The organism is Kitasatospora sp. NPDC056076, from assembly GCF_042266305.1.
Classification (GTDB): Bacteria; Actinomycetota; Actinomycetes; order Streptomycetales; family Streptomycetaceae; genus Kitasatospora.
Genome location: NZ_JBHJWG010000001.1, coordinates 50,683 through 74,372 on the forward strand (window position 1 = coordinate 50,683; position 23,690 = coordinate 74,372).

Sequence of the window (23,690 nt, forward strand, 5' to 3'; positions counted from 1 at the left end):
GTCCCTGGTGGCGGGCTTTTTATTTTGTCCGGGGGGGGGGGGGTCTCCCACCCGGCGGGGGGGCCGGGGGCGGGGCCGGGGGGGGCGCCGCCAACTACACTCTCCCCGCCGCCCCCTCCGTGCGTCGGGGCGTCCGTGCGGGACGTGGTCAATCGGTGGCGGCGGCCGGTGGGCCCGATTCCTTCGGCTCTTCGGATTCCGATTCCGATTCCGCTTCCTCTGTCTCTTCCTCTTCGGCCTCGGGGCGCACCGTGGCGGTGGTCCCCTCGTCCTTCTTCCAGGTCGCCGAGACCTTGAGGGAGGCCTTGCCGCTGGATCCCGCGACGGCGCTCACCAGGAGGCCGGACTTGACGGAGAGCTCGATGCCGAATTCGAGGGTGAACTCGTCCGGGGCGGCGGCCCGCAGGCCCGAGCGGACGCTGCCCACGACGGCATGGAGGGTGTCCGTGAGGTCGTCGAGCCGGTAGGTGAGGCCGCGGAAGGCCACGTCGCGGGGGCCGCCCTCGTCCTCGACGCGGGCCCAGAAGGTGCCTCCGTCGGGTGTCTCGACCCGGACGAGGTCCGACATTCCGCCTCCAAAAATGGCGTCGATTCCGCGCAAGCGAAGTGCGGGATTCCGGAAGCCGGTGGCTGGCCGGCGCCCTATTATCCCCGACGGGAACTCCGGTGGAGGGGCGAAGGGTTGGTACCGATGGGCACGGAATCGCCGCCGGTGGGCACGGAGCGGATCTACCTCTCCGACGTGGAGCCGCACGCCGCGGCGCCGATCGACCGGGCGTCCGACCTGCGGTCCCGGGTGCTGTTGCACGTGCTCTTCGCCGACGCCCTGTTGATCGGGGACTCGCAGAGCCTCAACAACCGGTACTTCAGGGCGCTGGTCTCGGCCGAGGAGGCCCGGCAGGTCCCGTGGGCGGAGGAGGGCGCGGAACTGCCGGACCTCGCCCCGCTGCTGGAGTCCGGCCGGATCCGGGTCGCGGTGCGCGCGGGGAGGACCCTGCGGGAGATCAGGGACGACCACAGGCGGCGGAACGTGACGAACGTGCCCGAGCCCGGCTACGTCGCACGGCTGACGGCGATGTCGGCGGCGCACGCGGTGGGCTACGACGGGACGGCGGTGGCGGCGCGCTTCAAGGCCGGTGTGCTGGCCAGGATCGACGTCGCGAGCCGGCACGCCACCGGTGGCACCCGGGCCGCGCTGGAGGACGCGCGGAGCTGGATCGCCGACCAGCAGCCCTTCGACTACAAGGCGCTCAGGGACTGGCTGGACAAGTACCGGGTGAAGGACCCGGGCAGCAGCGCCGAGCTGATCCTCGCGCTGCAGTCGGTGGACGAGTGGGCGGGCGAGTCCTACCGCCGGGCCCTGCCCGGCGTGCTGGACGTCGGCATGGCCGGACCGCGGGACGGGTCGGGCACCCTGTCGGCCGCGCGGAGCCGCCGGATCGTGGAGGAGGCCGGGTTGCCCGCTGTCATGCTCGACAACCTCCTGCTGTCCCAACTCCCCCTGGAGGTGGTGCTGGAGGCCGTCGAGCAGCCCTCCCGGAACGCCCTGGTGCGGGAGCTCGGCCAGGTGCGCCGGGGGCTGCGGCCGGACGACGCGGTGCTGCGGCAGTCGGTCGGCGAGTTCAGCGCGTGGATGCTGGAGGCGTTCGAGCGCACCTTCCGCGGTACGGACGGCCTGGCGTGGGCGCGGCTGCGGAGCGAGACCCGGCTGATGCGCTTCCGGCTGGACGAGGACACGGTGACCGGTCGGCTGGGGGTGGGCCTCGAAGTCCGCGGGGCGCCGCTCGACGGGGCCCGGGACCTCTCGCTCGACGTGGTGGCCGGGTTCGGCGCGGCCGCGCCGGACGGCGACGAGGTACGGGTGGCGACGGGGCCGCGGCGGCACCTCGACCCGCTGCACCGGATGATCACCCTCGGCGGCTGATCACGCCCTGACGGTCGGGGACAGCACGCCGGAGTCGGCGGCCGCGAGGGCGTAGGCGGCGAGCGTGACCCCGCAGGTGATCCGGCCCCCGCGGAGCCACTCCGCCATCTCCTCCGGGGAGACCCAGACCGGCGGGCTCACCGACTCCATCGCCTCCGGCCGGGCGGAACCCTCCTCCGAGGGGAGCACGGTGGCGCAGCAGACGTGGATGCCGGTCTCGATCAGCCCGGTGTCCGCGTGCACCAGTCCGAGGGTCCGCACGGAGGAGGCCGAGAGGCCGGTCTCCTCCCGGAGTTCGCGAGCGGCCGCCTCCTCCGGGCTCTCGCCCGGCTCGCAGCCGCCGCGCGGGAACTCCAGGGAGACGGCGCCCACCGGGTAGCGGTACGAGGGCACCAGGGCGATGCCCTCGGGGCCGACCGGGACCACCACCACACCGGTCTGCGCCCACTGCCAGCGGAGGTACTTGCCGGGTGCGCCGCCCGGGCCGACGACGAGGTCGTTGTTGAGCTGCCCGAAGCGGTTCGCGAAGACCTCGACGGCCTCGTGGCGCAGGATCGGGGCGGGCGTGGCGGACGTCCGGTCGTCGATGGTCATGGCGCTCCCTACCGGCTGTCGGGTGGGCCTCCGGTGGGACGGCCCCGTTCGCCATGATCTCCCATGGCGGCCAGTTGCTCCACCCAAGAGTTCGTCTCGGCCGAAAACTCCCGTATCTCGCCACCGAGTTGGACCAGCACCCGCAGGGACTGCCGTTGGTCCGCGAGGCGTTGACGGTCCCCGGCGGGAAGGTCGGCGCGCAGGTGCGCGGCCTCCCGCATGGCGAGGTACGCCTCCCGGTCCCGGCCGGCGCCGATCAGGGCGAGCGCCTGCCGGTGCAGCCCGTCGGGCAGCCGGGCGAGGTAGCGCCCCGGGTGCCGTTCGGCCAGGTCGCGCAGCAGGGTGACGACCCGTTCGCCGGCCGCCACCGCCTCGGCGGTCCGGCCGGTCCGCCGGTGGCACTCGGCGAGCACCTCGACGCAGGACAGCAGGGTGGCCTCCTGTCGGACCCCCGGAGCGGCCGCCTCGCACAGTCGTACGCTGCGGGCGGCCTCGCCGTGGGCCGCGTCCACCTGGCCGTCCTCCAGGCGCAGTACGGCGAGGAGGCTCAACGCGGTCGCGGTGTCGAGCAGCCGGACCTGCCGCAGCCGGTCCCTCGGTTCGGTGTCGGCGAGCAGTTCCTCGTAGTGGGCGACCGCGGACCTGCTCTGCTCCAGGGCGGGCACGGTCCGGCCGGCGTGGTGCAGCAGCAGGCTCAGGTTGTGGAGCGCCGTCGCGTACTCCGGGAGGTGGCGTCCGGTCTGCTGGACCAGGTCGCGACTGAGCCCGACGGCCTGCCGGGCCGCGGTCAGGGCCGCCGTGTCCCGCGCGCCGCCGGGGCCGGCGGGGTCGGCGTCGTGGCCGGTGCCGTTGTAGCCGGTGCCGTCGGGGTCGACGTCGTCGAGCCGCAGGCTGTAGCCGACCAGCCTGCGCAGCCTCAGCAGTTGGTCCGCCTCGGTGAACTCCTCGTCGGGAAGCTCCAGGAGCCGGCGCAGGACGACGACCGAGACCGGCGACATGCTCGACGGATAGCCGGGCAGCCGCTGTTCCACGGCGGTGAGCAGCGGGGGCTCGCAGGACTCCAGGGCGGTCAGCATGACGGCCGCGAGGGGCTCGGCGTGGGGCAGCAGGGCGCCGTTCGCCGCCAGCGCGGGCAGGAGCACGTCCGGCCGGTCGGCGACGGCGCGCGCCAGCACGGCGTCCAGGGCGCGGTGCGCGGGGTGGGCGGCGATCCGGCCCACGTCCGTGCAGCCGCGGGCGCGGGCGAGCACCTCGACGGCCGCCTTCGCCGCCTCGAACCGCTCCTGCGCGGGGACGGCGAGGGCGGGGTCCGTACGGGTGGGGACCGTACGGGCGGGGTCCGTACGGGCGGGGGACAGCAGCGCGGTGAGGTACGCGTGGGTGTGGCCGGAGCTCTCCGGGGTGCTGAGCACCCGGCGGGCGAGGACCTCGCCGATCCGGTTCGGCCGCAGCGGGGCGACCTGGCCGCCCTCGGCGGGGTAGACCGCCCACAGCGCGGTGCTGACGCGGAGCATGTCGGGGACCGGCCGGTGCGGGAGGACCGCCGCGTGGACCTGCTCCAACACCGCGACGAGATCGGCCCGTTGCCTGCCGGGGGCCAGCGTGGGGACCAGCAGGAGCCCCGCGGCCAGCAGCCTGCCGCTCTCGCCGGCGAACGACTGCTCCCGGGGATCCCACCAGGTGAGCGTGGAGTGCCAGATCCTGATCTCGTGGTCGCAGACCCGTTCGAGCGGATCGCCGTCCGGGGACCAGGTGCGGCCCTGGCGCAGCGTCAGGACCGCGTCCAGCGCGAGTGCCAGCACCCCCAGGAGCGAGCCCTCCCGGTCGGCGCGGGCGTCCAGGGTGGACGGCGGGGTGAGTCGCGGGGAGCCGAGCCGCTCGGCGAAGACCCGGAAGGCGGTGGCGGCCACGGAGGCGTCCCCGGGGGCGGGGACGGTCCTGGCGAGCTGGACCACGCTCGCGTCGGCCAGTACCCCGTCGTCGAGGCCGCTCTGCAGCGCCTGCCAGAGCGGCTTGTCCGCGCGGGCGAGCAGCAGCACACGCAGCCGCATCCGGTCGGGCCCGTACCGGTCGACGTGTTCGAGCAGGGCGCAGACGTCCTCCGGCCGGGCCTGGGCGTGGTCGAAGACGACGAGTACGGGGATCCCGTCGGCGAGGGCGGCGGTGAGCCCCGCGGTCCACTCCGGCCGGTCCAGCGCCTTCCGCTCCGCGACGCCGGCGATCCAGCCCGCCCCGCCCATGAGGCCGCACAGTTCGGTGGCGAGCCGGGTCTTGCCGGAGCCGCCGGGCGCGTGCAGCAGACGCAGCAGGAGGTCGGGCTCCTCCTCGCACCACCGTCGGAGGTCCGCCAGTTCCGGGCGGTCCAGGAACGGCATCGCCCCGTGGGTGAGGAGTTGGGCCGGGGTCGGCGGACGTCTGCTCGGCCGGGGGCGGTCGCGTCCGAACAGCCTGTTCTGCCGTCCGGCCCGGTCCAGCGCGAGGTCGCACCAGTCGGTGCCGGGCCGGTGGTGCCCGTCGTTGGCCTCCGCCAGGGCGGGGAAGTGGGCGCGCACCGCGTCGACCGGGACCAGCCAGCCGCCCGCCTCCTGCCGGTCGTCGCGCGAGGTCTTGAGCACCCCGCACACCCGGCCGGTCCGGAGGTCGAGCACCGGGCCGCCGCTGAACCCCGCGACGACCCGGTCGCCCTGGAGCCTGACGAACCGCCCGCTCCCGCCGGCCACGTGGAGGCGCAGGCTGTCGTGCTGCGGGCCCGACTCCAGGGTCTCGTGGCTGAATCCGTGCACGACCACCTCGGTGCCCTCCTGGGGGGCGCGCTCGCCCAGCCACACACCGGGCAGTGGCAGCGGCTCCCGGAGGTGCAGCAGGGCGAGGTCGGGGAAGCCCTGGACCCGGACCGCGGGGTCGGGTTCGGGGAACACCGCGCCCACGTCGGCGACGAGGGTGCGGCCCTGGGCCGTCACCGTCACCTCCAGGTGGCCCTGGACGACGTGGGCACAGGTCAGCACGGTGTCCTCGGCGACCAGGAACCCGGAGCCGAGGCTCCCCGGGGCGTCGATGGCGACCGTGTGCGAGGCGGCCAGCCGGCTGAGCTCCTCCCGCCGCCGCCACGCCGCGTCCTCGTCCGTCACTTCCGCTCCTCCCCGGGCCCGGCGCGCCGGTCGTCCCGGGGCGCCGGTTGTCACGGCACCAGGGTTCCGTCCGGCGTCGGCGGAATCCAGAGGCTGTGGCGGTTCGGGAGTTCGCCGGTGGCGGACAGGGGGTGGCCGGGCGGGAGTTCGCTGAACGCCGGACAGCCCTAGCCGGGCGGGAGGGTGAGGGTGGCGACGGCGCCGCCGGCGGGGTGGTTGGTGAAGGTGAGGGTCGCGCCGATGACGCGGGTGTGGCCGGTGGCGATGGTGAGGCCGAGGCCGTGGCCGCGGCCGCGTTCGGGGGCGTTGGTGCGGAAGCGCTGGGGGCCGTGGTGGAGGAGGTCGTCGGGGTAGCCGGGGCCGTGGTCGCGGACGGTGATGCGGCGGCCGTCGACGTGGAGTTCGACCGGGCCGGCGCCGTGGCGGTGGGCGTTGAGCAGCAGGTTGCCGAGGATGCGGTCGAGGCGGCGCAGGTCGGTGCGGACCTGCTGGTCGGCGGTGTCGGAGGTGCCGGTGGTGTCGGAGCTGATGTCGACGGTGACGTCGAGGCCGGTGAGGGTGACGGTGCGGCGGACGGCGCGTTCCAGCGGGACGGCGGAGAGGTCGGGGGATTCGACGTCGGCGTCCAGGCGGGAGACCTCCAGGAGGTCCTCGACCAGGGCGCGCAGGGCCTGGACCCGGTTCTGCACCAGTTGGGTGGGGCGGCCGGGCGGCAGCAGTTCGGCGGCGGTGACCAGGCCGGTGAGCGGGGTGCGCAGTTCGTGGGCGACGTCGGCGGTGAAGCGCTGTTCGTCGGCGAGGCGGCGGTGCAGGGTGCGGGACATCAGGTCGACGGCGGCGGCGAGGTCGGCGACCTCGTCCCTGCCGTCGACGAGTTCGCCGATCCGGGTGTCGGTGCCGCCGGCCGCGATGCCCCGGGCGGCGGTGGCGGCGGTGCGCAGGCGGCGGCTGATCCGGTCGGCGACGAGCACGCCGGCCAGCACGGTGGTGAACACCGCGGCGACCACGGTGATCAGGATGATCCGGTCCAGGTCGGCGATCGCCCGGCGGTCCTGGGTGAAGTCCACCCGGACGGAGAGCACCCCGCCCTGGACCGGGCCCGCCGCCCACATCGACTCGCCCTGCGGGTCGGCGGCGAGGAGCGAGCCCTGCCGGCCGGTGGCGGCGAGTTCGCGCAGCCGGGCGGGGAGGGCCGGGTCGTCGACGGCGGCGCCGGGGCCGGGGGTGCCGCGGCCGTAGTCGGTCAGCGCGGAGCCGAGGGCGGTGGCGGCCGCGGTGCGGGCCTGGTCGACGTGCTGGCGGATCATCGCCTGGTGGACCAGCAGGCCGACGGTGACCGCGACCAGGACGGAGATGGTGGCGACGGCGGTGGCGATCTGCCGGCGCAGGGTCATGCGCCGCAGGGCCATGTGTCGCAGGGATATGCGCCGCAGGGCCAGGTGCCGCAGGGGTACGCGCCGCAGGGTCGTGTGCCGCAGGGTCGGCCGGCGCAGGGTCATGCCGGGCGCCGCAGCTTGTAGCCGAAGCCGCGGACGGTCTCGATCCGGCCGGAGCCGATCTTGGCGCGCAGGCGCTGCACGTGGACGTCCACCACCCGGGTGTCGGCGCCCCACTCGTAGTCCCAGACGCGCTCCAGCAGCGCGGAACGTTCCAGCACGATGCCGGGGGCGGCGGTGAACTCCAGCAGCAGCCGCAGTTCGGTGGGGGTGAGCGGGACGAGGCGGCCGTCGACCCGTACCTCCATGCTGTCGGTGTCCACCTGCAGCCCGTCGACGGTGCGGAGGGAGGCGGCGGAGGGCGCGACGGGGTCGTCGAGGACCTCGGGGGCCGGGGTGACGGCGGCGGCCGGGCCGGGGTCGACGGCCGGGGCGACCCGGACGCGCCGCAGCACCGTACGGATCCGGGCCACCAGGACGGCGCTCTCGAACGGCTTCACCACGTAGTCGTCCGCGCCCGCCTCCAGGCCGGACACCACGTCGACCGGGTCGGTGCGGGCCGACATCATCAGGATCGGCAGCTGGCTCTCCTCCCGGATCCGGCGGCAGAGGCCGACGCCGTCGAGCAGCGGCAGCATGACGTCCAGCAGCAGCAGGTCGGGGCGGACGGCGTGGAAGGCCTCCAGTCCCTCCAGGCCGTCGGCGGCGGTGGTGACCGGGAAGCCGTAGCGCTCCAGGGCCATCCTGGTGGCCTCCCGGATCACCTCGTCGTCCTCGACGAGCAGGATGTGCGGCTGGGCGGGGGCGGCTGCGGTGGTCATCGCTTCGCTTCCGGGACGACGGCGGGGCCGGACGGCTGGGAGGTGGGTCGGGCGGCGGACGGGGAGGCGACCCCGGCGGCCGGGGGCTGCTTCGGCCCCGAGGAGGGGCGCGCCGGGCCGGGGACGGGCACGGGGACGCGGTCCGGGCCGGCGGCGGACGTCGCCTCGGCGCCCGGGTCGGCGGTCGGGAGCAGGCCGACGCCGTCCACCCGCCGCTCGACCAGGGCGAGCCGGTGCCCGTCCCAGTGGTAGTGGCTGCTGGTGCGGGTGGCGTAGGTGGTCGGCTCGTACAGCCAGAGGTCGGAGTCGACGGTCGCCGCGCTGGACATCTGCTGGACCTGGGCCCGCAGGATCGGTACGACCCGGTCGTCGGCGAGCGTGTAGACGTGCAGCACGAGGGCCCCGGGGGTGGCGACGGCGGTGATCAGCTCGGGCCGGCCGTCCCCGGTGAGGTCGCGGAACTCGGGGGCCCGCACCTCGCACCCGGCGCAGGAGTCGAGCGCGCGGCGCTCCTCGGCGCTCACCGCCGGGTCCTTGGCGAGCAGGGCGCGGACGTCGACGGCGGCGAGGTCGTGCCCGGGCACGGTCAGGTCGGGTACGGGCTGCGGCGGGGCCTGGGAGGTGGCGTCGGTCGGGGACGTGGGCGGCGGCGGCGCGGTGGCCAGGTCGGGCCAGAGCGGCTTGGCCACCGCGGACGGGCTGGGCGGGGCGACGGCCGGGCGCGGACCGTCGTCCCGCAGGCCGCCGGGGGCGGCGCGGCCGAAGGCCAGGACCCCGAGGGCGGTCAGGGCGGCGAGGACGGCGAGGGCGGCCGCGGGGACGGCGCCGGGGCGGCGGCGGAGCGGGGTCGGTGCTGCCACGGTCGGTGCTCGTCCTCCTCGGTCGCGGTCGGGCCTCTGACGCCGGGCGTCTGGTGTCGGACGTCAGGCGGGCGGTCGGTCGGGCGTCGGACGTCCGGCGTCAGGTGTCGGACGTCAGGCGGTCGGGCGTCCGGGTCCCGGAGTGGGACGCGGTGGGCCGCGGCGTCGGTTCGTCGCTCCCCGTGGTCGTCCCCAGTTCTACCGGGCCCGGCTCCGGCCCGGTCAGGCCGGGTCGGCCAGCACGATGATGTTGTCCGTCCAGTGCCCGTCCGGGCCGATCCGTCCGCCGCAGGTGATCAGCCGGAGCGCGGGCCCGGGGGTGTCGCCGTAGACGGCGTCGGTGGGGAAGCGGTCCTTGGCGGCCTGGAGCAGGCTGCGGACGGTGAAGTCGACGGTGCGGCCGTCCGCCCGCCGGATCCCGATCCGGTCGCCCACGTGGAGTTCCGGCAGGCGCTTGAAGACCGCCGGGCCGTTCTTGGTGTCGAGGTGGCCGATCAGGACGGCGGGGCCGGCCTCGCCCGGGGCGGGGCCGTTGCGGTACCAGCCGACCTGGTCGGCGTGGTCGGCCGAGGGCACCTGGACGGTGCCGTCGGAGTTCAGGCCGAGGTCGGTCACCGGGGCGTCCACGCCGATCGAGGGGATCAGCAGGCGGTTCGGCGGCGAGGGGGCGAGCGGCTGGTCACCGGCGGTCGGCGCGCCGACCGGGGCGGGCGCGCCGGCGGTGGGCGTGGTGGCGGGTGGGCCGGTGGCGGGGGCACCGGCCGCCGGGGCGTGGCCGGAGGTCTCGATCCGCACCACCGGGGTGTCGCGGCCGGACAGGGCGAGGGTGCTGCCGAGGGCGATGCAGAGCAGGCCGGCCGTACCGAAGACGCTCCGCCGCAGCAGGCTCGGGCCGGGCGGGGCGGCCCGCCGCCGCCCACGACCGCCCCGCCGGTCGGTCCCCGCCGCCGGGGGCACCCCGGCGCCGCTTCCCCGCCCGGCCGGGTGCGGGGGAAGGGCGCCGGGGTGCCCGGCGGACCCGGGACGGGTGTCAGCCACGCGCACCGGAACGGCGGCGCAGGACGGCGAAGCCCAGCGCACCGGCGCCGACGGCGGCGACGGCGCCGCCACCGACCAGCATCAGCCCGTTGCCGTCGGTCGCGCCCGAGCCGTCACCGGCCTGGGCGGCGCCCTTCGGCACCTCGCGGACCTGCGGCTGGGAGCCGGCCGGGCCGTGCGACGGGGTGGCGGTGGCGGTGGCGACCGCCGGGGCGGCGCCCTCGGGCGCCGACGCCGACGGCTGGCCGGGCTTGGCGGGGGCGGCGCTCGGACGGACTCCGCCGACGGCCGCGCCGCCCGGCGCGGCGTTGGAGGGGGCGGCGGACGGCTTGGCGGGGGCCGGCTGCGGGGTGCCGTCGGCCCAGGCCTGTCCGCCGGTGACGACGGTCACCAGTGCGGCGCCGGTCAGTGCGCAGACGGCCAGCAGACGGCGGGCGGGCGAACGGTCGGTACGGCTCCTGCTCATGGCGGGGGTCTCCTTCGTGGCTCTGGTGGACGCGTCAGTGGCGGGACCGCGGTTCCCGCCAACGGCGCACCGGGGGCGCGGCCCGTGGTGCTGGTACGGCCGGTGCGTCGTCAGTGACGCTAGGAGGGCCGTGTCGCGGTCCCCGCCCGGCCGCGTCACGGTCGCCCATCGGCTGGGTAACGGTCCCCGGGGCGGGCGGAACGGCCCCGTGACGTAGGCGGGGCCGAGCCCGTGACGTACGCGGGAACGGCCCCGTCAGGAGACCGAACCGGGCCCGCGCCGAACACCGCTGAGCATCCCCGCCCGCCCGTCCGTACCTCCCGGTGTGGGGGTACGACCGAGTGAAAGGTGGCAGTGATGAGCATCCTCGCCAACCTCCTGCCGGCGATGCGGCAGTCCCGCAAGGACCGCGGGCACGACAAGGAGGACCGGAACACCAACAACACGACCAGTCGCGGTCGTCGTCACGGCCGCAAGAACAAGCACGGGCACTGACGACCGACGGACCGCTTCCGGTCCCCTGGTCAGGACGAGCGAGTGTGGTCACTGCGGCGGTTGACGGCCGTCGACACCGGTGACGGCGACGGCCGGACCGATCCGGTCGTCGCCCCGGCGCCGGCCGTGTCGCTGCGGCGCACGTTCCGGCGGTTCTGGCCCTACACCCGCGGGGGCCGGCGCTGGCTGGCCCTGCTGGTGGTGGTCGTCCTGTTCGGCCCGGTCGTCGACGCGGCCATGGTCTGGCTGTTCAAGATCGTCGTCGACGACGTGCTGGTGCCGCGCAGGTTCGGGCTGTTCCTGCCGGTCGCGCTCGGCTACGCCGGGCTGACCGTGGTGGCGGGGGCCCTGGACTTCGCGGACCAGACGCTCTCCACCTGGGTCAGTGAGCGCTTCCTGCTGGCCCTGCGGGCGGACGTGTTCCGGCACTTGCAGGGCCTCTCGCTGGGCTTCTTCGAGCGACGGCGGCTCGGCGACGTGCTGTCGCGGCTGACCGCGGACGTCGAGGCGGTCGAGACCTTCCTGCTCTCGGGCGTCCTGGACGCGGTCGCGTACGTCGCCGAGCTGGCCGTCTTCCTGGGGGTGCTGTTCTACCTGCGCTGGGACCTCGCGCTGACCGCGCTGGTGGTCGCGCCGTTGTTCTGGCTCACCGCCCGCCGGTTCTCGACGAGGGTGAAGGACGCGTCCCGGGAGCGGCGGCGCCGCAGCGGTTCGGTCAGCGCCCTCGCGGAGGAGACGCTGGGCAACATCGCGCTGGTGCAGGCGTACAACCGGCAGGACTGGGAGCAGGACCGGTTCCTGCGGGAGAACCTGGCGCGGTTCCGGGCGACCATGGCGGCGACCCGGCTGCGCGCCCTGTTCGCGCCGATCGTGGAGATGCTGGAGCTGGTCGGCGCGCTGATCGTGCTCGGGCTGGGCGCCTGGGAGTTGGTCCACGGCCGGCTCACCCTCGGTGAACTCCTCGTCTTCGTCGCCCTGTTGAGCCGGCTCTACAGTCCGATCCAGGGCATCGGGCGGCTCAGCAACGGCTTCTTCTCGGCCTCGGCCGCCGCCGAGCGCATCATCGAACTCCTCGACCAGCAACCGCAGGTGGCCGATCCGTCGCGGCCGCTGCGCGCCGCCCGGGTGCGCGGGGCGGTGGCCTTCGACGGGGTGTGGTTCCGCTACCCGGGCACGGCCCGCGCCGCGCTGTGCGACCTCTCGCTCCGCGCCGAGCCGGGCGAGACGGTGGCCCTGGTCGGCGCGAGCGGGGCCGGCAAGTCGACGGTCGCCAAACTCCTGCTGCGCTTCTACGACCCGGAGCGCGGCGCCGTCCGGCTGGACGGCATCGACCTGCGCGACCTGGCACTGACCGACCTGCGCGAGCAGGTCGCCGTGCTGTGGCAGGAGACCCTGGTCATCCACGGCACCGTCCGGGAGAACATCGCCTACGGCCGCCCGGGCGCCACCGACGCCCAGATCACGGCCGCCGCCCGGGCCGCCGACGCCCACGAGTTCGTCAGCCGGCTCCCGGACGGCTACGACACGGTGGTGGGCCAGCGCGGGCGGCTGCTGTCCGGCGGCCAGCGCCAGCGGATCGCGATCGCCCGGGCGATGGTCCGGGACGCGCCCGTCCTGCTGCTCGACGAACCGACCACCGGCCTCGACCCCGAGTCGGGTCGGCGGATCCTGGAACCGCTGGGGCGGCTGATGAACGGCCGGACGACGATCATCATCTCGCACAACCTGCTGACCGTACGGAACGCCGACCGGATCGTCCTGCTGTGCGAAGGCCGCGTGGTGGCCTCCGGCAGCCACCGCCACCTGCTCGCCCACGACGACGACTACGCCCGGCTCGCCCGGGCCGCGACCCCGACGGAAGTCGCGCGGTGAGCTCCCGGGAGCCGATGACCGCCGGGGCGCCGATCGCCCCCGGCTACCAGGTGCTCGCCCACCTCTGCCGCACCGGCTGGCTGGACGTCTACGACGCCTGGAGCGAGGAGCGCGACTGCCGCTGCGTCGTCAAGGTGCTCCGGCCCGACCACCGCCGCGACCGCGAACTGCGCGAGCGCCTGCTCCGGGAGGGCCGCTGGCTGACCGCGTTCACCCACCCGCACCTGGTGCGCGGCTACGGCACCGGTGAACGCCCGCAGCCGTACGCGGTGCTGGAGACGCTCAGCGGTGAGACCCTCGCCCACCTGCTCGACCGCAGCGCACGCCGCCCGGCCGCCACCGACCTCACGCTGCTCGGCCTGCACCTCTGCTCGGCGGTGCGCTACCTGCACGGCCGGCACCTGCTGCACCTCGACCTCAAGCCCGCCAACGTGGTGATCGACTGCCGCCGCGCCAAGGTGCTCGACCTCAGCATCGCCCGCCCGCCGGGCCCGGGCCGTCCGGGGGCCGGCACGGACGGCTACCTCGCCCCCGAGCAGCTCCTGGGCGGCGACCTCACGGCGGCCACCGACGTCTGGGGCATCGGGATCACCCTGTACGAGGCCGCCACCGGCGAACTCCCCTTCGACGGCGAGCCGTTGACCCCGGCGCCCCCGGTGTCCCGACGCCGCCGGCTGCCCCGCCCGCTCGCCGGGGCGGTCGACGCCTGCCTGCGGCTCGACCCGGCCGACCGGCCGTCACCGGCCCAACTGTCGGCGGTACTCGACGACTTGCTCCCGCAGCGCCGCCGCGCTGTCATGCCGCCGGAGGGGTAGTCGAAGGCGCGCGGCCAGGCCCTGTCCGGCCTACCGGGCCCGGGACCGCAGCTGCCGCAAGGTCCAGCCGGCGCCGGGCGGTTCGGACAGCGGACGGGTGTGGGCGGTGAAGAGCTCGGCCGCGCGGCGGTAGGAGAGCCGGGCGCGGCCGGTGTGGGGGCAGCGGTCGGCGGCGGGGGTGCCGGCCGGGGCGCGGCGGTCGGTGAGGAAGAGCGGGCCGCCGGCGCGACCGGCGACCAGCAGCGGGAGCAGCCGGGCGGTGCCGGTGCCCCAGCGGAGCCCGGGGCGGTCGGAGCGGGGGCGGGTGCGGCGGCCGGGGAGGTCCAACTGGTCGGTGTCGAGGGCCAGGACGGACTCGATGGCGGCGCCGGACTCGTGCAGCAGGTGCCAGAGCGTCTGCTCGCGCAGCGGCGCCCGGCGGGCGAACAGGGCGCGCAGCTGCTCCTCGCCCAGCGGGCCGCCCCCGGCCCCGCCCCCGGTGCCGCCCCCGCCCTCCGCCGGTTCGGCGGGCAGCGGGCCGGGGCGCAGGGCGGTGCTCGGGTCGCCGTCGATCCAGCCCTGGGCGCGCCACCAGGCCACGGCCGCGCGCAGGGTGGAGAGCTCGCGGTTGAGCGTGCGCGGGTCGGTGGCGGCGGCGCGGCGGGCGACGGCGGTGTGCAGCCGCCCGGGGGCGTCCGGGTGGTCGAGCAGGGCGAGCGGCAGGACGGGCGGGCGGGCGCGCCGCCGTTCGGGGCCGGTGGGGGCGGGTCGGTCGGCGAGCGCCCAGGCCCAGGTGCGGAGGGCGATCCGGTAGATCCGCCGGGAGCCCTCGGAGAGTCCGGAGGCGGTCAGGTAGCGCTCGACGGCGAGGCCGTACTCGACCGGGGGGAGCTCCGTCACATCGGCCTTCTTCCGCAGTAAACGACCGGCTCACATCACCGTCCAGGTTAGCGGTGATCCGCAGTAAACCGCAGTTCAGTGGCCACGAAAGGGCCGATTTACTGCGGCAGAACCGACCCCTCCCGACATTGAGGCGAAAAGGCTCAACTTTTCCCCCGGAAACCCTTGAACCCGGCTCCCCGGCGCGCGCAGACTGACTGCCCATGGCAGTGGAAACCGAACGGACCCCGGCCCGCCCCCGGCGGCCGGGAGACCGGCTCGCCGTGCTGCGCGAGCGTGAGTTCACCCGCTTCTTCGTCGGGTACACGACCTCCCTCCTCGGCTCCTCGATGGCTCCGGTCGCGGTCGCCTTCGCGGTGCTCGACGGCGGCGGCGCGGGTGGCGGCACCGGCGGCAGCGGCACCGACCTCGGCTGGGTGATGGCCGCCCGGATCCTCCCGGTGGTGCTGGTCCTGCCGGCCGGCGGGGTGATCGCCGACCGGCTGGGCAGCCGCCGGCTGATGCTGGGCACGGACGTCCTGCGCGGCCTCGTCCAGGCGCTGTTCGCCGCACTGCTGGCGGCCGGGCACGCTCCGGTCCCGGCGATGGTCGTGCTGGTGGCGGTGTGGGGGGTCGGCGAGGGGCTGTTCATGCCCGCGTTCGGCGCGATCGTGCCCGCTCTGGTGCGCCGCGAGGAGCTGCGGGCGGACGGCAACACCCTGCTGGGGCTGGCGCGTTCGGTGTCCACGGTGGCCGGGCCCGCCCTGGCCGGGCTGGTCACGGCGACCCAGGGCCCGGCCGCGGTGCTGCTGATCGACGCGCTGACGTACGGCGTCGGGGCCCTGGCGCTGGCCGGCCTCCGGCTGCCCGGGCGGGTGCCGGCCGGTGGCGGGGAGTCGATGCTGCGGGACCTGCGCTCCGGCTGGTCGGAGTTCACCGCGCGCCCGTGGCTGTGGATCACCACCGTGCAGATGGGCCTGTTCAACCTGCTGGTCTGGGCCCCGTTCCTGGTGCTCGGCCCGCTCACCGCGCAGCGGGAGCTGGGCGGCGCCCGGGCCTGGGGCCTGGTGATGGGCGTGTACGGGGCCGGTGCGGTGCTGGGCGGGCTGTTGATGCTCGGTCGCCGCCCGGGGCGTCCGCTCGCGGTGGCGACCGTGGCCGGTCTGGCCTGGGCGCTGCCGTCCGCGGCGCTGGCGGCGGGGGCGGCGCTGCCCTGGGTGGTCGCGGGGGCGCTGGTGGCGGGGGTCGGTTCGGCGGTCTGCGGGACGCTGTTCAGCACCACCACCCAGCGCTGGGTGCCGGCCGAGCTGCTGGGCCGGCTGACCTCCTTCGGGGCGCTGGGCGCCTTCGTCCTCGGCCCGCTGGGACTGGCGGCGGCCGGTCCGCTGGCGGACCGGTTCGGCACCGGTGACGTGTTGTTGCTCGGGGCGGTCTGGCAAGTGGCCGCCGGGGCCGTAGTGTTGGGCCTACCGGCCGTACGGAATCGACGCTGGGAGGAGGGCCCGGGCAGCTGACCCACCCCTCGGACGGCTCCGGGGCGCACCCCCGGCCACCACCGGTGCGGCCCACCGCGCACCGTGACCGGCCGGCCCCGGAGTGCCGCCGGTCGCTCCGCCCACGCGTGCGTGCCTCCGCGGCGGGCGGGGTGGCCGGGTCGGTCGTACGGTGGAGGGGCGGGGGTCACGGAGGAGGTTGACCATGCCCGGTTCGCTCACCATCGGCCACCACCAGGCCGCGGCCGTCCTGGACCACACCGATGCCGAACGGCTGGCCACCGTACTGGCCGAACTGGCCTACCTGCTGGAGATCCCGGGACCGAACCGGATCAACGAGGCGCAGCTCGCCGTGCTGTGCGAGGGCCGGGCGCCGGACCGCGCCGAACTGTCGCGCTGGGCGCGGGCGCTGTCCGCCGAACTCAAGGGGCAGCACTGAGACCGGGGCCGCTCCCTTCCGGTACCCCGAGCCCGCACAACACCTCCGGCGCCCCGCCGCCCCGCCGTACGATGGCGAGCGGGGCGGACCAGCCCCTCGGACGCCGGTACGCCCGCCGTCCGACCCGGTGGAGGGCGGGGGCCCGAGCGTGCCGCAGTCGTCGTTGTCCTGGCTGACCGTGCCCACCCCGCTGCCCAGCGGCCCGATGCACATCGCGGTGACGCCGCTGGGCGTGGCGGCGGCCGGTTACGGCGGGCGGGACGGCGAGGTGCCGCCGTGCACCGACCCGGCGAAGATCGCCGCCGTGACCGAGCGGATCGGCGCCTACCTGGCGGGCCGCACCCGCGAGTTGGGCCTGCCGATCGACTGGAGCCTCAGCTCCGGGCCGCACCGCGCCGTGCTGCGCACGCTCTGGGAGCAGGTGCCGTACGGGCAGACCGTCACCTACGGCGAACTGGCCGCCCGCAGCGGGGTGTTCGAGGACGTCACCGAGCCCGGCCTGGCCGCCCGGACGGTCGGGCAGATGATGGCCGCCAACCCGGTCCCGCTGCTGGTGCCCTGCCACCGGGTGGTGGCGGCGGACGGGATCGGCGGCTTCGGCGGCGGCCGGGTCGGGATCGACGTGAAGCGCTGGCTGCTCACCCTGGAGGGGGTGCTGGAGCCGACGCTGGACTGGAACGGCCCGCTCTAGGGCCGTCGGCACGTCCCTACGACCGCACCGGCACCCGCCGCGGCAGCACCGGCTGGATCCCCGACACCAGGGTGTACTCGATCCCCGCCACGTCCGGCGGCCCGCCGGCCTCGACCCGCTCCCCGAGCGCCAGCCGCACCGCGTCCCAGGCCAGGTTGAGCCCGCACAGCCCCAGTTGGTACAGCCCGGCGGCCGGGCGGGTGTTGACGTCGATGACCACCGGCCGCCCCTGCCACTCGCGGAACTGGACGTTGCACAGGTACGCCATCCCGCTCGCCGCGACCAGCCGCCGTACGGGCTCCAGGTAGCGCTCGTCGGTGGTGAAGCCCCGGCGGCGGCCGTCCTTGGTCCGTCCGACCACGGTGAGCGGGCGGCCGTCCCGGTCGGCCAGGCAGTCCACCGAGACCTCCGGCCCGTCCAGGTAGGGCATCACCAGCAGGTCGAGCGGCTCGCCCCCGGCGGCGGGGGCGGCCAGTGCCGCGGCCACCTGGTCGACCTGCACCCGGTGGTCCCAGCCGGCCAGCCGGGCCGGGTCGTACGGTTTCCGGGTGAGGACCCGGAAGCCCGCGCCGCCCGCGCCGGTGGTGGGCTTGAGGCAGGCGGTGTGCCCGTCGTTCTCGATCCGCCCGACGGCGGCCAGCAGTTCGTCCGGGGTGCGGACCCGCCACCAGGGCGGGGTGGGCAGTCCGGCGGCGGCGATCGCGGCGTAGCCGTCCGCCTTGCCGGCGAAGGCGGCGACCGCGGTGGCGGGCGGGCAGAGCAGGGTGGTGCCGAGGGCCTCGAACTCCGGTCGGGCCAGGGCGACGGCGAGTTGGTGCAGTCGGGGGAGGAAGACGTCGACGGAGTGCCGGGCGCAGTAGTCGAGCGCGTAGCGGACGTAGGCGTCGGTGGGCAGGTCGGCGGGTTCCGGGGTGCCGTGGTCGGCGGCGGCGAGCACGGGGGAGTCCGGGTCGGCGTGGGTCGCGTGGACGACCACCGGGCGTGTGCCGGTGCGCAGTTGCTCGATGAAGTGGACGTTCTCGGAGTAGGTGCGGTTCAGCCAGACCCGTACGGGTGAGTTCATGCGACGCCTCCCGGACCGTAGTTGACGAAGGGTCAGGGCACCCTAGCGGTCCGTTCGACGGCTTCGAACGGCAGGGTGGGCGCGGACCGGATCTGTCAAGGGGTGGCGCGGACGGGGCGGTCGATGGGGGAAGATGGCGGGTCGGAGTCCGGTAGTTTCGAATAAATAGTCGAACAAATATCGATCAGGTGATCTAGTCGTACTATTTGTTCGGTTATTCGGAACCACTCGAATGAGTGATTGCGGGACGCCCCCGAACGGGCCCACCATGAAGCTGCAACATGAATGCGCAAGGCGACACTTCATCGGGCATGCGAAGGGCCTCCCTTATGTCGACCGAAACCAATGCCGGTATTCCTGCGCCGGGCGCGCAGCCGGAGATCCGGCAGCAGCAGTCACTGAGCACGGCGGGCGCGCGGAACCTCGCCACCACCACCAAGTCCGCGCCCCAGATGCAGGGCATCAGCCCGCGCTGGCTGCTCAGGATGCTGCCCTGGGTGGAGGTCTCCGGCGGCACGTACCGGGTCAACCGCCGCCTGCGCCACAAGGTCGGCCGCGGCCGGGTGGGTTTCGTCAAGACCGGTTCCGAGGTGCGGATCGTCCCGCAGACGCTGGCCGAGGTGCCGGTGCTGCGCGGCTACCAGGACGACGCGGTGCTGGAGGAGCTGGCCGGCCGCTTCGTGCAGCGCCAGTTCGCCCCGGGCGACGTCCTGGTCACGGCCGGCACGCCGATCACCGAGGTCTTCCTGATCGCGCACGGCAAGCTGGACCGGCTCGGCACCGGCAAGTACGGCGAGGAGACGGTGGTCGGCACCCTCGCCGACGGCGACCACCTGGGCGACGAGGCGCTCCAGGAGGAGGACGGCGCCTGGCCGTACACCGTCCGCGCCGCCACCTCCGGCACGGTGATGGCGCTCGCCTGGCCGTCCTTCCAGGAGCTGCACGACCGCTCCGAGTCGCTGCAGCTGCAGATCATGGAGTACCTGAACGGCTTCCAGCAGGCCCAGAACAAGCACGGCGAGGCGGCGATCGGCCTCTCCGCCGGCCACCAGGGCGAGTACGACCTGCCCGGCGCCTTCGTGGACTACGAGCTCAAGCCGCGCGAGTACGAGCTGAGCGTCGCCCAGACCATCCTCAAGGTGCACAGCCGCGTCGCCGACCTCTACAACCAGCCGATGAACCAGACCGAGCACCAGCTCCGGCTGACCATCGAGGCACTGCGCGAGCGCCAGGAGCACGAGCTCGTCAACAACCCGGAGTTCGGGCTGCTGGAGAACGCTGAGTACGACCAGCGGATCCAGACCCACTCCGGCCCGCCCACGCCGGACGACATGGACGAGCTGCTCAGCCGCCGCCGCAGCACCAAGATGTTCCTGGCCCACCCCAAGGCCATCGCCGCCTTCGGCCGGGAGTGCAGCAAGCGCGGCCTCAACCCGGGCACCGTCGAGGTCGAGGGCAAGCACGTCAACGCCTGGCGCGGGGTGCCGATCTTCCCGTGCAACAAGATCCCGATCATCGGCGGGCACACCAGCTCGATCATCGCGATGCGCGTCGGCGACCACAACCAGGGTGTCGTCGGCCTGCACCAGACCGGAATTCCGGATGAATACCAGCCGGGCCTTTCGGTCCGGTTCATGGGAATCGACGAGAAGGCCATCATCTCCTACCTGGTGAGCGCCTACTATTCGGCCGCGATCCTGGTCCCGGACGCCGTCGGCGTGCTGGAGAACGTGGACGTCGCCCAGCGCTGACGACGGGCTCCCGGCTCGGCCTCCGAGCCCGAATCCGCGCCGCCCGGCCGGGGCACCAGCCACCGGCCGGGCGGCGCGCCGCGGTGTGCACGGCCACCGGCCCGCCGCCCCGGCGCAACCCGGCCGCCCGACGGGCCGGCCGTCCCACGACATACGGGGGAGGAACCCATGACGAGCTCCACGCTGGAGCGGGACCACAAAGAGGGCCACGAGGCCGCGGACATCCTCGCCCGCGCCCGCGGCCTGGTCGACCCGGTCCTGCGGGCCGCCGTCGACTCGCTGCCCGGCACGATGCGCAAGGTCGCCGGGTACCACTTCGGCTGGTGGGAGGCGGACGGCACGCCCTCCGAGTCCTCCTCCGGCAAGGCGATCCGCCCGGCGCTGGTCCTCGCCGCCGCCCAGGCCCTCGGCGGCACCCCCGGGACGGCCGCCGCCGCGGCCGCCGCCGTGGAGCTGGTCCACAACTTCACCCTGCTCCACGACGACGTCATCGACCGGGACGACACCCGCCGCCACCGGCCCACCGCCTGGCGGGTGTTCGGCACCACCGAGGCCATCCTGGCCGGCGACGCGATGCACTCCCTGGCGCTGCGCCTGGTCGCCGAGGACGCCCACCCGGCCGCCCGCGGCTCGATCCGCCGGCTCGCCGACTGCGTGGTCGAGCTCTGCGAGGGCCAGCAGATCGACTGCGCCTTCGAACAGCGCAACGACGTCTCGCTCGCCGAGTGCCTGGCGATGGCCGAGGCCAAGACCGGCGCCCTGCTCGGCGCCGCCTGCGCGATGGGCGCGCTGTACGGCGGCGGCTCCGAGGAGGCGGCCCGGGCGATGGACGGCTTCGGCCGCGAGATCGGCCTGGCCTTCCAGCTGATCGACGACCTGATCGGCATCTGGGGGGACCCGACGGTCACCGGCAAGCCGGTCGGCGCGGACCTGGTCGCCCGGAAGAAGTCGTTGCCGGTGGTCAAGGCGCTCGGCTCCGGCACCCCCGCCGGGGCCCGGCTCGGCGAGCTCTATGCGCTCGAACGCCCGCTCACCGCTGAGGAGTTGGCGCAGTGCGCGGCCGCCGTCGACGAGGCCGGCGGGCGCGGCTGGGCGCAGGGCGAGTCCTGCGAGCGGATGGCCGCGGCGATGGCACAGCTGGCCGTGGCCGTACCGGAGCCGGCCGCGGCGGACGAACTGCTGGCGCTGGCCGAACTGGTGACCCGCCGCAGCCACTGAGCGAGGCCCGCCGGGGCGGGGACCGGCCCCCGCCCCCGCCCCCGCGCTCAGGCTCCGCGCTCAGGCTCCGCGCGAGGCCCCCGCCCCCGGGCGCCTCACCCGTGTGCGGCCAACAGCCGCTGCTCCTTGGCCGGTTCGATCCCCTGGGTGAACGGCGCCCCCGGCACCAGCTTCCGCCCCTCGGCGTCGGTGTCCTCGGCCGGCCCCCGGGCGCGCAGCCACTCCCAGGTGTCCCGGGCGGTCTCCGCGAACGGGCGGCAGCGCAGCCCGGCCGCCTCGGCGCGGCTGCTGTCGACCTGCCAGATGTACCTCCACTCCGGCAGGTTCGGTGCCCAGAAGGGCAGTTCGAGCCAGGGGTCGACCTGGTCCGGCCCCTCGGCCAGCAGGGCGGCGTCCCCGACCGGGACCAGTTCGGTGCCGGGCGCGCCCGCGAGCTCCCGGCAGGTCTCCAGCCACTGCCCGAAGGTGAGCCGCCCGGGCGGCGCCGTGGTGAGGAACCGGCCGACCGTCCCGGCCGTCAGCAGGTCGAGCCCGAAGGCGGCGAAGTCCCGGACATCGATCACCTGGATGGTCCGCTCCGGATCGCCGGGCGCGAGCACCCGCCCGCCGCGGGCCATCCGCTCCAGCCACCAGGGCAGCCGGCCGCCCAGCTCGTACGGGCCGATCAGGAGTCCGCTGCTGAGCACCAGGGTGCGTTCGGCGCCGAAGCCCGCCAGCACCGCGCGCTCGCCGCCCGCCTTCAACTCGCGCCCGAAGGGCTGGTCGGGCGGGGTGTCGGCGGGGCAGGGGAGGAGCGGGGAGTCCTCGGTGATCACCTGGGTGGCCCAGTCGGCGTAGGCGTGCACCGAGGAGACGAAGGTGTAGTGGTCGGCCCGTCCGCGCAGCAGCCGGGCGGAGAGCGCGGCCTGGGCGGGCTGACGGGCGGAGGTGTCGACGACGGCGTCCCAGCGGCGGCCCTCGACCAGTCGGGCGAGGTCCTCGGCACTGTCGCGGTCGCCCCGGACGGCCTCGACCCCGGGCAGGTCGGGGGCGCTGCGGCCGCGGTTGAAGGTGGTGACCTGGTGGCCGCGGGCGAGCGCCTCGGCGGCGTAGGCACGTCCGAGGAAGGACGAGCCCCCGAGCAGGAGGATCTTCATGCCACTCAGCCTGTCCCCGCCGGCCCGCCGCCACGCCCGGGTTAGCGCTGGGCAGAGCGCCGGACCGGATCCGCCCGCCGCGGGCGCCGCCCGACATGCCACCCCCACCCACCCCCTTTAGCATCCCAGGTGTACCGATCTGCCCCGATCTGTCCTGATCCACCCCTTGTCTGCACTTGTCTGCCCTTGTCTGCCTGATCCGGCCTGGGAGAGCGACAGCATGGTCAACCCGGCACTCGTCGATCCGGCCACCATCCGCGCGACCGCGGCCGAGGCCTGGGTCCGCGCCCACCCCCTCCTGCGGAACTACCGGACCCTCTACACCCAAGCCCTGGACGACGCCGACCCGGGCTACGTCGGCGGCTTCGGCGTCTTCCGCCACACCACCCGGCCGGCCGGGCCCGCCGACACCGACGCCGTCACCCCCGACAACGACACCCTCCCGTCCCGCGCCTGGCTCGACCTGCGCGCCGAACCCTGGGTGCTCTCGGTGCCCGCCACGGACGACTACCGAGCCCTCGCGGTGCACGAACTCGACACCCTGCCCGCCGGGTTGATCGGCTCCCGGACCACCGGCCAGGACGCCGGGGACTTCCTGGTGGCCGGCCCCGACTGGCAGGGCGAGGTCCCGCCCGGCGTCACCGGTGTGATCCGCGCCGCCACCCGGCTGGTCGGCGTCGTCGGCCGCACCCGCCTGCCCGGGGACACCCCCGCCGACCTCACCGCACTACGGGCCGTCCAGGAGCAGTACCGGCTGCGCCCGCTGCACGCGTACGCGGGCACCCCGGCGCCCGCCCCGGCCCCCGAACCGGTCTGGCCGGTCTGGCGCGACGAGGTCCCGGAGGGCGTCGAGTTCCTCACCTTCCTCGACTTCCTGCTCGGCTTCTTCCCGCCGACCGACGCACTCCCGCCCGCCGAGACCGCGCTGCGCGGCCGCCTCACCGACCTCGGCGTCGACGGCCGCGGCGAGTTCGAGCCCGCCGCCCTCCCGCTGGAGGTGCGGGCCGAACTCGGCCGCGGGATCGCCGACGGCCGCGCCCGGCTGACCCGGGCGGTCGCCGAACTCCGCGACTCCGCAGGCCTGTTCGGCACCCGCGAGGAACTCGGCGGGGACTTCCTCCGGCTGGCCGTCGCCGCCGAGCTCGACCCGTACGGCCTGCCCACCGAGGAGGTCTGGTACGGCCGTTGGGCAGCGGACGGCGAGGGCCGCCGCCCGCCGAACGCCGCCGACCGCGACCACCTGATCCGCTTCGCCCCGGACGCCCTGCCACCCGCCCGCTTCTTCTGGTCGGTGACCGTCTACGCGCTCCCCGGGCACCGGCTGGTCGACAACACCCTGGACCGCTACTCGGTCGGCGGCGACACCCCCGGCCTGGTCCGCGACCCGGACGGCGGCCTGACCCTCTACCTCCAGCACAAGCGCCCCGCCAACGCCGACCACTCCGCCAACTGGCTGCCCGCCCCGGACGGCCCGTTCGCCGCGGTGCTCCGGATCCACGGCCCGGAGGCCGCCGTACTGGACGGCCGCTGGCAGCCCCCGCCGCTCACCCCGCGCTGACCCCGTGCCGACCCCGCGCTGACCCCGCCCTGCT

The 23,690-nt window shown here is 75.3% G+C and carries 21 protein-coding genes; 10 read left to right on the top strand and 11 right to left on the bottom strand.

Annotated features, from left to right (window positions below; all coding sequences use genetic code 11):
- Window positions 1-148: 148 nt before the first annotated feature.
- Window positions 149-568: a CU044_2847 family protein gene (locus ACFC1T_RS00305; RefSeq protein ID WP_375881600.1), complete on the bottom strand. Its 420-nt coding sequence runs from the start codon at window positions 566-568 to the stop codon at window positions 149-151.
- Window positions 569-691: 123 nt separating this feature from the next.
- Between ACFC1T_RS00305 and ACFC1T_RS00310 the strand changes: the two genes are divergently transcribed.
- Complete coding sequence (locus ACFC1T_RS00310) at window positions 692-1,924, top strand: hypothetical protein (RefSeq protein ID WP_375881603.1); 1,233 nt, start codon at window positions 692-694, stop codon at window positions 1,922-1,924.
- Here ACFC1T_RS00310 and ACFC1T_RS00315 read toward each other — a convergent pair whose 3' ends face one another.
- The 7 genes from ACFC1T_RS00315 to ACFC1T_RS00345 all read right to left on the bottom strand — a co-directional run bounded on the left by ACFC1T_RS00315 (window position 1,925) and on the right by ACFC1T_RS00345 (window position 10,267).
- Window positions 1,925-2,518: an NUDIX hydrolase gene (locus ACFC1T_RS00315; protein ID WP_375881606.1), complete on the bottom strand. Its 594-nt coding sequence runs from the start codon at window positions 2,516-2,518 to the stop codon at window positions 1,925-1,927. It lies immediately after the preceding gene.
- Window positions 2,519-2,526: 8 nt separating this feature from the next.
- Window positions 2,527-5,646 carry a trypsin-like peptidase domain-containing protein gene (locus ACFC1T_RS00320; RefSeq protein WP_375881609.1) on the bottom strand — a complete coding sequence of 1,040 codons (3,120 nt, stop codon included), beginning with the start codon at window positions 5,644-5,646 and terminating at the stop codon, window positions 2,527-2,529.
- Window positions 5,647-5,813: 167 nt separating this feature from the next.
- Window positions 5,814-7,145, bottom strand: a complete 1,332-nt coding sequence (locus ACFC1T_RS00325) for an ATP-binding protein (protein ID WP_375881612.1) — start codon at window positions 7,143-7,145, stop codon at window positions 5,814-5,816.
- A complete protein-coding gene (gene cseB / locus ACFC1T_RS00330) occupies window positions 7,142-7,903 on the bottom strand; it encodes a two-component system response regulator CseB (RefSeq protein ID WP_375881614.1) in 762 nt (253 codons plus the stop codon). Before cseB ends, ACFC1T_RS00325 begins: the two co-directional genes overlap by 4 nt.
- Entirely contained in the window at window positions 7,900-8,763 is an 864-nt protein-coding gene (locus ACFC1T_RS00335) for a hypothetical protein (RefSeq protein ID WP_375881617.1), read from the bottom strand. The genes cseB and ACFC1T_RS00335 overlap by 4 nt, the downstream gene beginning before the upstream one ends.
- 222 nt (window positions 8,764-8,985) lie before the next feature.
- Complete coding sequence (locus tag ACFC1T_RS00340) at window positions 8,986-9,801, bottom strand: class F sortase (RefSeq protein ID WP_375881619.1); 816 nt, start codon at window positions 9,799-9,801, stop codon at window positions 8,986-8,988.
- Window positions 9,794-10,267: a hypothetical protein gene (locus ACFC1T_RS00345; RefSeq protein ID WP_375881622.1), complete on the bottom strand. Its 474-nt coding sequence runs from the start codon at window positions 10,265-10,267 to the stop codon at window positions 9,794-9,796. The genes ACFC1T_RS00340 and ACFC1T_RS00345 overlap by 8 nt, the downstream gene beginning before the upstream one ends.
- Before the next feature lie 357 nt (window positions 10,268-10,624).
- Here ACFC1T_RS00345 and ACFC1T_RS00350 point away from each other — a divergent pair, with 357 nt between their 5' ends.
- Genes ACFC1T_RS00350 through ACFC1T_RS00360 form a run of 3 tightly spaced genes read left to right on the top strand, consistent with a single transcriptional unit; the run spans window position 10,625 to window position 13,449 of the window.
- A complete protein-coding gene (locus tag ACFC1T_RS00350) occupies window positions 10,625-10,762 on the top strand; it encodes a hypothetical protein (RefSeq protein WP_375881624.1) in 138 nt (45 codons plus the stop codon).
- A 60-nt stretch (window positions 10,763-10,822) separates the two neighbouring features.
- Window positions 10,823-12,634, top strand: a complete 1,812-nt coding sequence (locus ACFC1T_RS00355; RefSeq protein ID WP_375881627.1) for an ABC transporter ATP-binding protein — start codon at window positions 10,823-10,825, stop codon at window positions 12,632-12,634.
- Window positions 12,631-13,449, top strand: a complete 819-nt coding sequence (locus ACFC1T_RS00360; RefSeq protein ID WP_375881629.1) for a serine/threonine-protein kinase — start codon at window positions 12,631-12,633, stop codon at window positions 13,447-13,449. Before ACFC1T_RS00355 ends, ACFC1T_RS00360 begins: the two co-directional genes overlap by 4 nt.
- A 30-nt stretch (window positions 13,450-13,479) precedes the next feature.
- Here ACFC1T_RS00360 and ACFC1T_RS00365 read toward each other — a convergent pair whose 3' ends face one another.
- A complete protein-coding gene (locus ACFC1T_RS00365) occupies window positions 13,480-14,328 on the bottom strand; it encodes a hypothetical protein (RefSeq protein WP_375881632.1) in 849 nt (282 codons plus the stop codon).
- Window positions 14,329-14,531: 203 nt separating this feature from the next.
- Between ACFC1T_RS00365 and ACFC1T_RS00370 the strand changes: the two genes are divergently transcribed.
- From ACFC1T_RS00370 to ACFC1T_RS00380, 3 genes are all read left to right on the top strand, one after another.
- On the top strand, window positions 14,532-15,821 hold the full coding sequence (locus tag ACFC1T_RS00370) for an MFS transporter (protein ID WP_375881634.1): 1,290 nt from the start codon (window positions 14,532-14,534) through the stop codon (window positions 15,819-15,821).
- A 184-nt stretch (window positions 15,822-16,005) separates the two neighbouring features.
- A complete protein-coding gene (locus ACFC1T_RS00375; RefSeq protein ID WP_375881636.1) occupies window positions 16,006-16,239 on the top strand; it encodes a hypothetical protein in 234 nt (77 codons plus the stop codon).
- 148 nt (window positions 16,240-16,387) lie between these two features.
- On the top strand, window positions 16,388-16,930 hold the full coding sequence (locus ACFC1T_RS00380; RefSeq protein WP_375881637.1) for a methylated-DNA--[protein]-cysteine S-methyltransferase: 543 nt from the start codon (window positions 16,388-16,390) through the stop codon (window positions 16,928-16,930).
- Between the two features lie 16 nt (window positions 16,931-16,946).
- On the opposite strand, the gene ACFC1T_RS00385 is transcribed toward ACFC1T_RS00380, so the two are convergent.
- Window positions 16,947-17,993, bottom strand: a complete 1,047-nt coding sequence (locus ACFC1T_RS00385) for an ATP-grasp domain-containing protein (protein WP_375881640.1) — start codon at window positions 17,991-17,993, stop codon at window positions 16,947-16,949.
- Between the two features lie 329 nt (window positions 17,994-18,322).
- Here ACFC1T_RS00385 and ACFC1T_RS00390 point away from each other — a divergent pair, with 329 nt between their 5' ends.
- Both ACFC1T_RS00390 and ACFC1T_RS00395 read left to right on the top strand, forming a co-directional pair.
- Window positions 18,323-19,744, top strand: coding sequence for a family 2B encapsulin nanocompartment shell protein (locus ACFC1T_RS00390; RefSeq protein WP_375881641.1), 1,422 nt, complete (start codon window positions 18,323-18,325; stop codon window positions 19,742-19,744).
- Window positions 19,745-19,912: 168 nt separating this feature from the next.
- The gene (locus ACFC1T_RS00395) at window positions 19,913-20,962 is read left to right on the top strand and encodes a family 2 encapsulin nanocompartment cargo protein polyprenyl transferase (protein ID WP_375881644.1); all 1,050 of its coding nucleotides are present in this window, start codon (window positions 19,913-19,915) and stop codon (window positions 20,960-20,962) included.
- A gap of 95 nt (window positions 20,963-21,057) precedes the next feature.
- On the opposite strand, the gene ACFC1T_RS00400 is transcribed toward ACFC1T_RS00395, so the two are convergent.
- The gene (locus ACFC1T_RS00400; RefSeq protein ID WP_375881647.1) at window positions 21,058-22,098 is read right to left on the bottom strand and encodes an NAD-dependent epimerase/dehydratase family protein; all 1,041 of its coding nucleotides are present in this window, start codon (window positions 22,096-22,098) and stop codon (window positions 21,058-21,060) included.
- A 220-nt stretch (window positions 22,099-22,318) separates the two neighbouring features.
- Here ACFC1T_RS00400 and ACFC1T_RS00405 point away from each other — a divergent pair, with 220 nt between their 5' ends.
- Window positions 22,319-23,656 (top strand): DUF1254 domain-containing protein, encoded by a 1,338-nt coding sequence (locus tag ACFC1T_RS00405; protein ID WP_375881649.1) that lies wholly within the window; start codon window positions 22,319-22,321, stop codon window positions 23,654-23,656.
- Window positions 23,657-23,690 lie beyond the last annotated feature (34 nt).

Coding starts and splice junctions, on each gene's coding strand:
- ACFC1T_RS00400 (WP_375881647.1), bottom strand. CDS start 22,098: ATGAAGATCCTCCTGCTCGGGGGCTCGTCCTTCCTCGGACGTGCCTAC.
- ACFC1T_RS00390 (WP_375881641.1), top strand. CDS start 18,323: ATGTCGACCGAAACCAATGCCGGTATTCCTGCGCCGGGCGCGCAGCCG.
- ACFC1T_RS00350 (WP_375881624.1), top strand. CDS start 10,625: ATGAGCATCCTCGCCAACCTCCTGCCGGCGATGCGGCAGTCCCGCAAG.
- ACFC1T_RS00370 (WP_375881634.1), top strand. CDS start 14,532: ATGGCAGTGGAAACCGAACGGACCCCGGCCCGCCCCCGGCGGCCGGGA.
- ACFC1T_RS00385 (WP_375881640.1), bottom strand. CDS start 17,993: ATGAACTCACCCGTACGGGTCTGGCTGAACCGCACCTACTCCGAGAAC.
- ACFC1T_RS00325 (WP_375881612.1), bottom strand. CDS start 7,145: ATGACCCTGCGCCGGCCGACCCTGCGGCACACGACCCTGCGGCGCGTA.
- ACFC1T_RS00305 (WP_375881600.1), bottom strand. CDS start 568: ATGTCGGACCTCGTCCGGGTCGAGACACCCGACGGAGGCACCTTCTGG.
- cseB (WP_375881614.1), bottom strand. CDS start 7,903: ATGACCACCGCAGCCGCCCCCGCCCAGCCGCACATCCTGCTCGTCGAG.
- ACFC1T_RS00375 (WP_375881636.1), top strand. CDS start 16,006: ATGCCCGGTTCGCTCACCATCGGCCACCACCAGGCCGCGGCCGTCCTG.
- ACFC1T_RS00310 (WP_375881603.1), top strand. CDS start 692: ATGGGCACGGAATCGCCGCCGGTGGGCACGGAGCGGATCTACCTCTCC.
- ACFC1T_RS00405 (WP_375881649.1), top strand. CDS start 22,319: ATGGTCAACCCGGCACTCGTCGATCCGGCCACCATCCGCGCGACCGCG.
- ACFC1T_RS00395 (WP_375881644.1), top strand. CDS start 19,913: ATGACGAGCTCCACGCTGGAGCGGGACCACAAAGAGGGCCACGAGGCC.
- ACFC1T_RS00315 (WP_375881606.1), bottom strand. CDS start 2,518: ATGACCATCGACGACCGGACGTCCGCCACGCCCGCCCCGATCCTGCGC.
- ACFC1T_RS00345 (WP_375881622.1), bottom strand. CDS start 10,267: ATGAGCAGGAGCCGTACCGACCGTTCGCCCGCCCGCCGTCTGCTGGCC.